Consider the following 12921-nt stretch of genomic DNA (forward strand, 5'->3'; position numbering starts at 1 on the left):
TTCGCAACCCGATTTGTCCATTTTCCAAGTATTATCCGCTATCGGCGACACGGATTTTATAATATTGTTCTACCATCCGCATGATCGTCGGCCTTTCCGCTGAGTCGTGCGTGACCTATGACATGCTTCCCGATGACGGCTGATGACGGGCGCGCGGGGACACAACGATAACAAAAGGGCGCGGCAAACGGCAACGGACGAGGGGACAGTCCATGACGACCAGGCGCTTTTTCATCATCGAGCAGGATCCGGACGGATTCCCGCCGCCTCCCGCCGTTGAAAGCGTACCCGGTCGGGGTCGCGTCCCGGTCGCGCTGAGGCCGATGGGGGGCAGAGGCCGCCCGGCGCGTCCCACGGCCGAGCAGCCGACCCGCGTGAAGGTGGCCACGGCCGAACTCTCGGACAAGGAGGCATCGGCGGAGCGCCGCCGCGAAGGCGTGCGCATGATCGGTCGGGCCATGCCGGTGCGGCTCATTGCCTATGGCGACCGGGAACCGGTTCCGGCCGCCATGGGGGCGAGCTGGGGCATCGCCGCGACGGGCGCGGATCGAAGCCCGCGCACGGGAAACGGCGTGACCGTGGCGGTGCTCGATACCGGCATCAACAAGAAACATCCTGCCTTTGCCGGCATGGAACTCGTCTGTCGCGATTTCACCGTCGATGGTGAGGTCAAGACGGCGGTAGACCGGCATGGGCACGGCACCCATTGCGCCGGCACGATCTTCGGCCGCGAAATCGACGGCACGCGGATCGGCGTTGCCCCGGGCATCGAACGTGCATTGATCGGGAAGGTTCTGCCAGACGATGGCGGCGGCGACTCCGGGATGCTGTTCGATGCCTTGACCTGGGCCAGCCGGGAGGGGGCGAACATCGTCTCCATGTCGCTCGGCTTCGACTTCCCGGGGCTGGTCGCGACATTGACGCAGGACGGCATGGCGCCGGAAGTGGCGGCCTCCAATGCGCTGGTCGTGTTCGGCCAGAATCTGCGGGCGTTCGACACGTTGATGGCCAATTTCCGCGTCAGCGAGTTCATCGGCCGCAATATGCTGGTGGTCAGCGCGGCGGGGAACGAAAGCCGGCGCGATCAGGCGGCAGACTTCCGCATCTCGACATCGCTGCCTGCGGCGACGCTCGGCGTTGTCTCGGTCGCGGCCTACGGCCAGAATGGCGGGGGTTTCAGAATCGCTCCCTTTTCCAATATCGACGCGCTGATCGCGGGCCCGGGCGTGGACATCGTCTCCGCGGATCTGAAAAAGGGGCTCGCCCGCATGAGCGGCACCAGCCAGGCCTGCCCCCATGTCGCGGGCCTCGCGGCCCTGTGGTGGGAAGCGATCGCGGCCGGGGGCGAGACGCCGACCCCTGACCGGGTCCGCGAAAAACTGTTCAGCGCGGCCGTGACCGACGGCCTGCCCGCCGACTGCGATGAAACCGAGCGTGGCCGTGGCCGCGCGCTGGCGCCGCTCGGTTGAGGCTGGCATGGCGGATCCCGCTCTTCTCTTCCATGACCCGTCCGACCGGGACGGGACGCATGTGCTGCTGATCGGCATCGGCGACTATCCCTGGCTGGAGGATGGCGCCGACTATGACCCGGCGCTGCATGACGACAATGCGATGGGCATGGGCCAGCTCGCGGCGCCTGCAACATCGATCCGCCGCCTGGCAGACTGGTTTCTGGATTCCCAGGGTTTCGACAATGCGGAACGGCCGCTCGCGAGCCTGGCGATGCTGCTGTCCGAGCCGACGCCCGCGCGGTACGATCACCCCCGGGCCAAGCCGGCGGCGCGGGTGCCGCGCGGGACCGTCGCCGACGTGGAAAAGGCGGTTGAGGCCTGGGTCGAGCGTGCCTCCGGCAGGCGTGGAAATGCGCTGGTTTTCGCCTTTTGCGGACATGGCCTGCAATCGGGCAACCCGGTCCTGCTGTGCCGGGATTATGGCCGCAGCCGCCAGAACCGCTTCAAGGGCGCGATCGATTTCGAACAATTCCGCATTGCGCTGTCCACTCGCCAGCCAGACCAGCAATTATTGCTGGTCGATGCGTGCCGAACGCCGGACGCGGAAGCGGAACTTCTGGGCCAGGCCACGCCCGGCAATCCTCTTCTCTCCATTTTCAGCCTGGCCGGTCGCGACAGTGCTCCGGCTCAGCAGAGCGTCCATTTCGCGACATCCCTCTATACCCCGGCATGGGGCCGCGCCGATGGCGCCACCCTGTTCAACGACGCGCTTCTGGCGGCGCTGACGGGGGGCGGCGCGGATCAGACGGCCGAATGGTGGGTGACGACCAGCCGCCTTCATTCGGCGCTGGCGACCTATCTTGCCCGAATTTCCAGCCAGGAAGGCATCGTGCAACGGCCCGCCGCGCAAACGCAGGATTTCCGGATCTGCAAGCCCGAACGTATCGCCGTACCGCTCTATATCACCGCCAACGAGCCCGACATATGGAAAGAGGAGGTCTGGATCGACGCGATGCGCGGTGGCGCACTGGCGCACAGCTTCACTTACAAGCCGCCGGCAGGCACGGGCAATCCGGGTGCCACGCCATGCGCGCTCAGGCTGGTCAATCCGACCCAGCGCGTGCGCGACGTCATTTATGGCGTATCGGCGCGATTTGCGGCGGCATCGCGTTTCAGCGCCACCCCGGAGGAAATCATTGCCTATCCGCCCGAGGTCACGTGCGAATTGCGTGTGAGCAAGCAGCCATGATGGTAAGCCCGGCAGGTATATCGATCAGCTTCGGCGGAACCCGGGGAAGCGACGACGACAGTCGTCCAGTGGTCGCGCGCGTCTTCGGCTTTGCCCGTGACGACGAAGAACGTCCGATCAGTCATGAAATGGTCGTGCCCGCCGGGCAGACCGTATCGCAGGACCTTCCCCAGGGCATGTATAATGTGCAGCTGACCCTGCCTTCAGGGCGCATCCTCCAGCGCAACGTGCAGATCAACGAGGACAGCAACGAACGCTACACCTTCTTTGAGGATTTCGCGCCCGGTGCCGGCTTCAGCCTTCAGGAAACGATGGGACAGGCGGACCGGTCCAGCCTGTCGCGTGCCCTGTCCGCATCGGGCAACAGCAGCAGCGATGAGTATTTCAAGGCACTGGAACGCGCCAGCACGATCGATTCCACGACGACATCGCCGCTGCAAAGCTTCAGAAAGGGGTTGCGATATTGGCGGACGCCGGCACCCGCGTCGCCCCTGCCCGCCCCGCCTGTCCATGCCACGATGTCGCTGCTGCGCGACCCGGTTCTGGACATGACGCAAAATGACCCGCCCCCTTCGGAGGCCGACGCCATTGCCCCGGCGGAACTGCTTGGAAACGGGGCGATGTGGCGCATAGCGTCCGACCGCGTCGCTTCCCCCGACAAGCATGTCCGACATTGGGCTCATGTTACCTTGCCAAATGGCCGGGTCGAGGTCGCCAGCCTGCCGCTGCCCTGGCTCTGCGCTGCGTCTGGCACGCTGTCACAGGCGACCCTGCTGGTGGACCCCGCCCGGACCGACGATGCGGCGACCCGGGTGGCGGTGGACGACGCGGCCATGGCTGGCCTGCTGTCCTTTCTCGATCGAGGCCAGGCCAATGCCGCTGGCCCGATGCTCGAAATGCTGGAACGCGACGACGTGATCGAACGCGTGATCCGCGACGGACAAAATTCCCTTGCCGCCTGCGCCGCCGCTTATGTCGGCTTGGCGGTGTATGATCCGTATGAGCGGGAAATCTGGGACGCGCGCTTATATGATTGCATGATGCGCTATCCCCATGTGCCGGACGCGGCTATCGTCCATGCGCGCCGCGCGATCCTGCGTCCGCAGAACAGCGACGACAACGGCGAGGCCGCCGAGGCGCTGCGACGGGCCTGCGCGGCGGGCATTCCCTATTTCAGCGCCGGTGTCCCCTTGTTACAGGAAATGCTGCTGCTGCTGTCGCCTGATTTCCCTGACCTTGCCCCGCTGGCGGCGCGTGCGGCGCAACTCGCCGCGCGAACCGACCTGGGCCAGGCCTTCACGGTTCTGCGCTACGCCGCGCCAAAGGAGGACAGGACATGAGCGTGTTTCGTCTCTCGATGCTGCCGGCCAACGAAGGCGACTGCCTGATCCTGAGCTATGGCGACGGCGTGCAGCCGTTGCGACATGTGGTGGTCGATGGCGGACGCAAGGGATGCTGGGCGCATCTGAAACCGGCGCTCAGCACGATCGAGGCCTATGGCGAAACCGTGGAACTGCTGCTGTTGAGCCATATCGATGCGGATCATATCGACGGGTTGCGCGCCTTTGCGGAAGATCCGCATCCGCCGCTGGTCCCGATCGAAATATGGCATAACGGCTTTGTCCAGTTGCAGGGACTTGCCACCCGCGGCGGCTTGCAACCCATGGGTTTTCCCGCCGCCGATGCCTATAGCAAGGCGCTGGCGGACAAGGGCTGGACGCTCAACCATCATTTCGGCGGCAAAGCCATTGTCGTCGGCGATGAGCCCATGACGTTCGATTTTGCGGACCTGCGGTTGACGTTGCTGTCACCCACCGTGTCCAAACTGCGCCAGCTCTGGTCGGGCTGGCGAACCTGGCACGACGCGCAGGCGGGCGGCTTGCAGCCCCTGGGCAAGCGGCCGATGCCGGCGGTACTGGATGTCGAGCGGCTCAGCGCGGCCAGCCCCGAGGATTCGACCGTTCCCAACGGCTCCAGCATCGCGATGATCATCGAATATGGCGGCCGGTCGGTGCTGCTCGGTGCGGACGCTCATCCCGACATTCTGACAGACATGCTGGACAAGCTTGCCGTCGATGGCGCGCTTCCCCGGTTCGACCTCGTCAAGCTGCCGCATCATGGCAGTCGTGCCAACGTGACCCGCGCCCTGCTGGAAAGGATGGACTGCCATCGTTTCGCCATCTCGACCAGCGGCGCGGTTTTCGGCCACCCCGATCCGGAGGCCATCAGCCGGATCCTGCGTTTCGGCAGCGCCGGTCACAAGCTGTTCTATTTCAACTATGCCAGCGACCGGACCACGCCGTGGAACGACGGAGCGCTGAAACAGCGCTGGGATTATGAGTGTCGGTTCCCCGACCAGGAAAGGCAACCGTTGGTCATCGACATATAGGCCGGCGATCAGGTGGATGGCGGCGGATCGTGCGGCGCCGGGTCCGGTGCCGGTTCCAGCCTGACCAATTGCGGCAATATCCAGGTCCACAGCAGCACCAATATGCTGGCAACCTTCTGAATCTGTTGCTGCTGCATCCTGGCGTCGATGTCGGTGTGCAGGACATATTTGATGTTTTCGGCCAGCGACAGGTCCAGCGTCGCACCGACCCACAGCAGGAAAGACATGGCGGATACCGCCACGGCGGCCTTGTTGACCGTACCCTGCGCGCTGCGCAGCGCTGCGACGCGCACCACGATGACCGCAAGCAGCACGACGGCCACCAGCCACAGCGCACCGCCCCCGGCGATCTGGACCGCGGCCAGATAGACCGTCACTGCCTCGGCCGGGAACATCGTCATCAGCTTGGCGAACCAGGGCGGATCCGCAGCCGGCTTGGGCGGCGGGGGGGGCGTCGGGGCGCCACCGCTTTCCGCACCGGTCAGCGCAGGTGGCACGCGGGGAAAAGGCATTGCCACATATGTCCTGGTGCTTTTTGTCCGCAATTGTCCGGAAAATCGCAGGAAGCTGCTTTCGCGGAGCGCGGAGGTCACCGCCTCCAGCGCATCGCCACCCTGATTGGAGTGGTCATAGACCGGTTGCTGGCTGGCAGCGCTGCCCGGCACCATCTGGGCGATGGCGGCCAGCCCTTTTCGCGCATGTGCCAGCGGCAGATCATAATAGGCCGAATTGTCACCGAAACGCGGCGCGGTCATGAAGGCGTTGAGCTGGCCGTTGTAAAAAAGATGCAAAGCCGAAAACGCCCCGCGTTCCGCATCCGAAAAGCGCCCGTCGCCGGCCAGCGCGTGCAGAGCGTCGCGGAATGCCACAGCCGCGTCGATCAGATCGGATTTGCTCGCCATCAGATCACCCCCCATGCAGAAACGGCCTTCGCGACCAGGCCCAGCGCGTCGATGATGCGCTTGCCGGACTCGTCCGCCGCCTTCGCGCGTTGTGCATCCGTCGGATTGTCCAGAGCGTGGCGCAGGTCCGCCTGCTCCCTGTCGAGTTGTTCGACCGATTTCAGGAATGCGTCCGTGGTCGGCTTCACCTTCTCGCGGTCGCTGACAGACTGGCGATACAGCGTGAGCAACGCGAGGCGTCCGTCGAAATCCAGCTTGCCGCGTTCATTCTCATAGGCGGTGCGCAAATTATCGACCGTGACCTGCGAATATCCCGCGGTGGCCACTTCCTGCCATTGCCGGATCTGCACGGGCAGGCTGGCGATCGCCTGTTCAACCTTGTCGCCATGCGCGCGCAGGGCAGCCCTGATATCGCGCACCTGTCCGGCTTCGTGCGACAGCGCCGCCACGAAATCGAGCAGCGCCACCGCGGCTTCGACCTGCTTGGACTTGAGGTCGGGCAGCGCGGGCAAGGAGGTGCCCGTCAACCCTTCGGCGATGGTCTTGGCCTCGGCCGCCTTGGCGGCGATGTCGTCCATCTGCTTACGGATGTCGGGTTTGGGCTCCGCGACAATACGGGCCAGCGCGGCGCCATAATCGCCGATCGCGCCGATCAGCAGCACGGTAGGCTTCAACGCCTCCGAACTGGCAGGACTGAAGCTGACCGACTTGACCCTGTAATTTGCCAGGACGGCGTCCGCGCCATTGGCGCACAACGGCGCCCTGGGATCATTCGGCACCGGCGGACGCAAGGGCACGAAGATATAGACGGGGTCCACCGGCGAACAATGCGGGTCGCTGGCGATCAAGGTAAGATAGGCACGGGCGCGACGCGCCTCGGCATCGTCGATTGCCGACCTGGCTTTGGCTACCACGGCAGACGAGGCGGCACTGACATTGCCCGCCGTTTCGACACGCACCCGATTCATGCCGCAACCCGCCATCAGAACGGAAAGCAGCAGGGTCATGCAGACGATCGCGGGCTTCCCGCCACGGGCACGCCAGCCAACGGCTCCCTGCGCCGGCACCATATACATGGATGCCGTCGCCTTGCCATTTCCCCAGGATCGGAAGCCCCCCATGGCACCCCTCTACCGCAAAGCAACGAAGTCACGGAAAGGTTGGCAAAAATGCCTTCCCCGCCCGAATCGTCCATAGAAACAATGAAAATGTAACTTGCTTTAACCTTGATCGAAGTAGCGCATATAGTCAAATCAATTGACGACTTTAGGCATGACCAGTTGATTCCGTTTCGGATGTCATACCATCTGGCATCGTAATGAACTGGTGATGGAAAACCAAATCGTGTATACAGGCATTATTTCAGAAGCGGGGCGGTATCGATGCGGTTGACGTCCATCACGAAAATGGGGGGAGAAGCGGCGACGCCGCTTCCCCGGGCCTTGACCGAGGAAATCATCCTGCCAGGCGCACCGGCCGCCCTGCCATCCAAACCGGGCACGGTGCGACGGCTGGCGACCCTTGCCAGATCGCCCGTATCGGCGGCACGCGGCATGGGTTTTGGCATCCGCTCGATTATCGGCTCGGACGAACGCACGCGCATCCATGCCACGGAAGAGGCGCCCTGGCGGATGATCTGCGCGCTGGAGATCGCCAGCCCCTGGGGCGATTTCATCGGGACCGGCTGGTTCGCGGGTCCGCGCACGATCATCACCGCCGGACATTGCGTATTCGACCGCGCACAGATGGGCGGATGGGCCAGCACGATCACGGTCACCCCCGGCCGCGACGGCGCCGAAAAGCCCTTTGGCCAGATGCGCGCCACCAAATTTTCAAGCACCGATGCCTGGATCGAGCGACAGGACCCCGATTTCGATGTGGCCGCCATCCACCTGCCTGCCGACGCGGCAGTGCCGGCGGACATCGGCTGGTTCGGCGTGGCTGCCTATCCCAACGACAAATTGACGGGAATGAGCGTGAACGTCAGCGGTTATCCCGGCGACCGGGGCGACGGCACCGAACAATGGTGGGCGCGCAACCGCATCCACCGCCTGGCGCCGCGCCGGATATTCTACGATGTCGACACGATGGGCGGACAAAGCGGCGCCCCGGTCTATGTACTGCCGGACGCGCGCACGCCGCCCGTGGTGATCGGCGTCCATGCCTATGGCGTCGGCGGCTCCGCGGCCGCAGGTCAGGATTTGAATTCAGGGCCCCGGATGATCCCGGAGCTGACGGAATGCATTGCCGGCTGGATCGCGGCCGACGCGGGGTGATCCCATGACGCGCCATGCGGTTGTCGGACAGGTCCTATCGGGAAATGGCGCGCCGGTGGCGGGCGCGTTCGTCATGGTGACCGGCGGGACAAGTCCGTCGCCCGACATTGCCGCGCGAACGGATCGGACGGGCTGTTTCCGGCTGGCGCTGCCCGATGGTCATTTCACGCTGGAGGCGCATCATCGCGATGCGCATGGCCGGGTCACCATTGATGTCGAAGGCGAAATGACGCCGGTCAGGCTGGTGGTGAAGGATTGAAGGGGGACAGGCATGGGACGCGGATTGAGGAACGCCCTGGTCGCGATGCTGGCAATGCCGCTCGCGGCGTGCGCCACATCGGGTGCGCTGGACATTGCCTGCCGGGATTTCGACAATCCTGACCCGCAGCGCAGCCTGCGACAGAAGCTGCCGCCCAGCGCACTGGAACAGCAGATACAGAGCGGCGGAGCCGAAGCGGCTCCCGCCCGGGCGCCGCTGGATGCGGCACTGGAAGCCGCACTGATGCCGGCAGCAACCAGCGGCGCCGAAAGCACACCGCGCAAACCGAGTTACCTGTTGCTGTCCGGGGGCGGTCAGTGGGGTGCCTTCGGCGCGCAATTTCTGGCGGAACAGCATCGCCAGGGAGCATTGCCGCCGTTCAAGATCATCACCGGGGTCAGCACCGGCGGCCTCCAGTCCCTGTTCCTGGGCGTCGGAACCGACGAGGCATTCGACCAGCTCGTTGCCGCTTACAGTCCGTCCGGCGAGGCCGAAATCGTCGACCGTCATCCGCAATGGCAAGCGGCGATCCGCGGGGCGATCGCGGGCCTGAAACCACTCAAGCGCAGGATCGAGCAGCGCATCTGCGCCGATCCCTCGCGCCCCTGTTTCATCGATGCGCTGGCGCAGTCGGGAAAGCAGATACTGATAGGGTTCGTGGAGGCGGATTCAGGCAGCTTCTATTATGTCGACGCGGTCCGCATCGCCCGGTTGCCGGACCGACGGGAAGCCCGCGCGTGCCTCACCGCCGCCGCGCTGGCATCGGCGGCGATGCCGGTCTTTTTCCAGCAAGTGCGTATCAACGGCGTCACCTATTATGACGGCGGCGTCCGCCAGTCCGTCTTCGAATCGCGTATTGCCGAGGGGATCGGCCGCGCCGAGCGCGCCGTGGCGCGCGATCGTGGCGGCATACCGGCAGGCCGTCTTTATGTCGTGCGCAACGGCCCCACGACCCTGGCATCCGATGCCAAGGCCAATGACGCGGCCGATGCCCTGACCAACGCGCTGCGTGCGGAGGCGATCATCGTCAACCAACTGGAGGTGGGATCGATCGCCGCCTTGCGGCTGGAACGGCCGAGCGAACCGATATCGCTGATCACCGCCCAGGGCTGGAACAACCATCCCGACCCCGCCGCACCCGGTCAATTTTGCCATAAAGCTAATCCGGACGCGATGTTCGACCCCGGCTTCATGGCTTGCCTGCGCGATTTCGGAAAGAGCAAGGCCGCCCTTCCGGCCCCCTGGATCGCGCTGCGCCCCATCACCCAACGCTAGGACCGGCGCACCGCCGGACCGTTACGCCATCGGCAGGGAGGCCATGACATGAGCAGCAATATCGAAGAGCCGGTATCGACCGAGGATCGCGGCGAACAGTTGGAGGACGGTATCGGCATCGCCCTGTCGGGCGGCGGATACCGGGCGACCCTGTTCCATCTGGGCGGGCTTCTGCGCCTGTTCGAAGCCGGCCTGCTGATGAAGGCCGCGCGCATCTCCAGCGTATCGGGCGGATCGATCACATCGGCCAAGGTCGCGCTCGAATGGCCGCGCCTGACGGATCGGGACGCCTTCATGACCCATGTCGTTGCGCCGATCCGCAAGCTCACGGCGATCACCATCGACATCCCCTCCATCGTCGGCGGGCTGTTGCTGCCCGGCAGCGTGGCCGACAGGGTCGCGGAACAATATAGACGCCACCTCTTCGGCGACGCGACATTACAGGACCTGCCTGACGCGCCGCGCTTCGTGATCAACGCGACCAATGTCGAAACCGGATCGCTATGGCGCTTTTCCAAACCCTATATGCGCGACTGGCGGGTCGGAACCGTGGAACGCCCAACCGTTCCCCTCGCCGAGGCGGTGACGGCCTCTTCGGCCTTCCCGCCCGTGCTTTCCCCCTATGTGCTGCGCGTCGGCGCCGATGATTTCACCCAGATCGAGCCCGGCGTGGATGAGCGCCTGCTGGAGGATGTCTCCCTTACCGACGGCGGCGTCTATGACAATCTCGGCCTGGAAACCGTGTACAAGCGCTATCGCACCTTGCTGGTGGCCGACGCCGGCGGCGCGCTGCAACCCGATCCGTCGCCGCCTGCCGACTGGGCACAACATGCCAAGCGTGTACTCGACATCATTCACGGCCAGGTATCCAGCGTACGCGTTCGCCAGTTGATCCAGGCGTTCGACCGTGGAGATAGAAAGGGAGCCTATTGGGGCATCAGAAGCGATATCGCCAACCTGGGCGCCACGTCTCCGCTTCCCGCGCCGCTGGAACGCACACGGCAGCTGGCGGCAACGCCGACGCGTCTGAAGCGCCTTTCGTCCGAACTTCAGGAGAGGCTGATCAATTGGGGCTATGCGGCGTGCGACGCTGCGGTTCGAGGCCATGTCCTGTCAGGCGGCACCCCAGCGGCTGCGTTCCCCTATCCCTCGTCGGGCGTATGAGCCGGGCAACCGCCGGGACCGGAGGGTAGGGAATGGCATAGCAGGCCTTCCTGCGCCCAACGCCCGAGCCATTCGCCCGCCTGCGCGACGCCGGCCGCTTCACCCAGGCGCCGCACAAGGCGCTCGCACAGCATGGCGAAATCCAGTCCGCCAGCGCCCATCATCGCGAGCGCGCTCGCTTCGTCATCGTCGACCGGTCGGAAATGGCACAGCCATTCCTGTCGCCAGACCAACAGTTGTCGCGGCTCCGCTCCCCAACTCCCGGCGGGCGGATCGGCTTCGTCATCCGCGAGCGCGCTCCAGATGTCGGGCGCATTCGACCGCAGCGACAGGATGCTGGCGGCCGGGACCAGCGACAGCCGGGCGCCGTCCCAATCGATCATGCTCAGGTCCCCGACCGTGACGGGGCTGGAATCGGCGGCCGTAAAGACATCGGAGAGCGTCAGTTCCAGCCGCGCCAGTTCGGCGACCTCCATATCCCGGGGATAGTCGTCGGCCAGGCCGGCCGGAAAATCCCGCGCATAGGCATCCAGCGTCCAACTGGACGGCGGAACGCGGTCGACATGGCGCGCGGCGGCAGCATCGAACGCCGTTTCCCCCAGCCAGGCGCGGGTTATCGGAAAACTCTCGGCCAGGCAGGCCATCAACGCTCCCCTGTAATTGTTGCGGTAGACGGCCAGGCCGCGCCGGTCGGCCAGCGGCAGCATCGCGGCCGATTCCGACTCCTCGCCAGCGAGCCAGCTCAGGAAATCGCGCTGCATCCGCTTCAGGCGCATGGTACCGACCGTTCCGCCTCGACGCGCGCCGCAATGTCACGCGCCAAGTCCAATTCCGCCAGCAATATGTCCAGCGGCGGGATATTGTCGTCGCGCTCGATCATCACCGCCACATCCTGCACCTGACCGAGCAGGGCCTGCAAAAGCTGCCATACCGGCGCGGATACGGGCTGGTCATGCGTGTCGATCAACAGGTCGCGCCCAGCCATGTGCCCGGCGAGATGAACCTGCCGGACATGCGTCATGGGAATGCCGGCGAGATAATCGGCGCCCGAAAAGCCATGATTGATCGCACTGACATGGATATTGTTGACGTCGATCAGCAGCACGCATCCGGTGCGGCGGCACAGTGCCGCGAGAAATTCCCACTCCGTCATCCGGGACGTCGCGAAAGTGACGTAGCTGGAAGGGTTTTCGATCAGCAGCGTGCGGCCAAGCACTTCCTGGGCGCGATCGACATTGTCGCATATCAGGTCGAGCGCCTCGTCGTCATAAGGCATCGGCAGCAGGTCATGGGCATTATGCGCGCCCAGGCGGGTCCAGCACAGATGGTCGGACAGAAGGAAAGGCTCGATCTCGTCCGCCAGCGCCTTCAGTCGGCGCAGATAGTCCTCGTCCAGCCCATCGGCCGACCCGACCGACATCGACACGCCATGCATGGCCACCCGATAGTCGCGCCGCACCCGCCGCAGGATGTCGCGCGGCCGCCCTCCGGGAACCATGAAGTTCTCCGAAATCACTTCCACGAAATCGACGGCGACCGATCCGGCCAGGAAATCCCGATAATGCGGTTTGCGCAAACCCAGGCCAAAAAGATGGGCATGACGTGTCATTGGATAAAGATCCTGATGCTGGGGGCAACGCGCTGGTCCGATCCGCGGGAACAAACCGGCGCGCTGCCTATCCGTCAGTTGGGGGCGGTCAGGCTGCCGCCCGCCTTGGCGCAGGCATTCTTGGTCAGGTCCTTAAATCCCTGGCCCTTGCAATCATTCTGGCCCTTGCAATCATGATTGCCCGACTTGCAGTCCGATTGGCCCTTGCATGCGTTGACGCCATAGCAGGCAACCTTTTCGGCGGCGGCATGTTTTGCGAAGACCGGCGTACTGGTCGCGGCGGACGTGACGGCGATCAGCGCGGCGGCGGCGGCAAAACCGGCATGTTTGGTGAGGATGGTCATGAT

13 protein-coding genes are annotated in these 12921 nt (G+C 64.8%); 8 read left to right on the top strand and 5 right to left on the bottom strand.

What is annotated here, in order from left to right; all coding sequences use genetic code 11:
* Positions 1–212: 212 nt before the first annotated feature.
* Genes J3E64_RS03465 through J3E64_RS03480 form a run of 4 tightly spaced genes read left to right on the top strand, consistent with a single transcriptional unit; the run spans position 213 to position 5089 of the window.
* On the top strand, positions 213–1469 hold the full coding sequence (locus tag J3E64_RS03465) for a S8 family serine peptidase (protein WP_253339795.1): 1257 nt from the start codon (positions 213–215) through the stop codon (positions 1467–1469).
* Complete coding sequence (locus J3E64_RS03470) at positions 1435–2700, top strand: caspase family protein (protein ID WP_253339797.1); 1266 nt, start codon at positions 1435–1437, stop codon at positions 2698–2700. The genes J3E64_RS03465 and J3E64_RS03470 overlap by 35 nt, the downstream gene beginning before the upstream one ends.
* Positions 2697–4040, top strand: a complete 1344-nt coding sequence (locus J3E64_RS03475) for a hypothetical protein (RefSeq protein ID WP_253339799.1) — start codon at positions 2697–2699, stop codon at positions 4038–4040. Before J3E64_RS03470 ends, J3E64_RS03475 begins: the two co-directional genes overlap by 4 nt.
* Entirely contained in the window at positions 4037–5089 is a 1053-nt protein-coding gene (locus J3E64_RS03480) for a ComEC/Rec2 family competence protein (RefSeq protein ID WP_253339801.1), read from the top strand. Before J3E64_RS03475 ends, J3E64_RS03480 begins: the two co-directional genes overlap by 4 nt.
* Positions 5090–5097: 8 nt before the next feature.
* Here J3E64_RS03480 and J3E64_RS03485 read toward each other — a convergent pair whose 3' ends face one another.
* Both J3E64_RS03485 and J3E64_RS03490 read right to left on the bottom strand, forming a co-directional pair.
* The gene (locus J3E64_RS03485; RefSeq protein ID WP_253339803.1) at positions 5098–5991 is read right to left on the bottom strand and encodes a hypothetical protein; all 894 of its coding nucleotides are present in this window, start codon (positions 5989–5991) and stop codon (positions 5098–5100) included.
* On the bottom strand, positions 5991–7067 hold the full coding sequence (locus J3E64_RS03490; RefSeq protein ID WP_253339805.1) for a hypothetical protein: 1077 nt from the start codon (positions 7065–7067) through the stop codon (positions 5991–5993). Before J3E64_RS03490 ends, J3E64_RS03485 begins: the two co-directional genes overlap by 1 nt.
* Positions 7068–7373: 306 nt before the next feature.
* On the opposite strand from J3E64_RS03490, the gene J3E64_RS03495 reads away from it, so the two are divergent.
* From J3E64_RS03495 to J3E64_RS03510, 4 genes are read left to right on the top strand one after another with little or no spacing between them, the layout of a single operon-like run.
* Complete coding sequence (locus tag J3E64_RS03495) at positions 7374–8267, top strand: serine protease (RefSeq protein WP_253339807.1); 894 nt, start codon at positions 7374–7376, stop codon at positions 8265–8267.
* Positions 8268–8271: 4 nt separating this feature from the next.
* Entirely contained in the window at positions 8272–8526 is a 255-nt protein-coding gene (locus tag J3E64_RS03500; protein WP_253339809.1) for a carboxypeptidase-like regulatory domain-containing protein, read from the top strand.
* Positions 8527–8538: 12 nt separating this feature from the next.
* Positions 8539–9801 (top strand): patatin-like phospholipase family protein, encoded by a 1263-nt coding sequence (locus J3E64_RS03505; RefSeq protein ID WP_253339811.1) that lies wholly within the window; start codon positions 8539–8541, stop codon positions 9799–9801.
* Positions 9802–9849: 48 nt separating this feature from the next.
* A complete protein-coding gene (locus J3E64_RS03510; protein ID WP_253339813.1) occupies positions 9850–10965 on the top strand; it encodes a patatin-like phospholipase family protein in 1116 nt (371 codons plus the stop codon).
* On the opposite strand, the gene J3E64_RS03515 is transcribed toward J3E64_RS03510, so the two are convergent.
* From J3E64_RS03515 to J3E64_RS03525, 3 genes are all read right to left on the bottom strand, one after another.
* Positions 10944–11741, bottom strand: coding sequence for a DNA-binding domain-containing protein (locus J3E64_RS03515; RefSeq protein ID WP_253339815.1), 798 nt, complete (start codon positions 11739–11741; stop codon positions 10944–10946). The genes J3E64_RS03510 and J3E64_RS03515 overlap by 22 nt on opposite strands.
* Entirely contained in the window at positions 11732–12574 is an 843-nt protein-coding gene (locus J3E64_RS03520) for a DUF692 domain-containing protein (protein ID WP_253339817.1), read from the bottom strand. Before J3E64_RS03520 ends, J3E64_RS03515 begins: the two co-directional genes overlap by 10 nt.
* Positions 12575–12648: 74 nt before the next feature.
* Positions 12649–12918: a hypothetical protein gene (locus J3E64_RS03525; protein WP_253339819.1), complete on the bottom strand. Its 270-nt coding sequence runs from the start codon at positions 12916–12918 to the stop codon at positions 12649–12651.
* Positions 12919–12921: the final 3 nt, after the last annotated feature.

Source organism: Sphingobium sp. OAS761 (assembly GCF_024168485.1).
GTDB lineage: Bacteria > Pseudomonadota > Alphaproteobacteria > Sphingomonadales > Sphingomonadaceae > Sphingobium.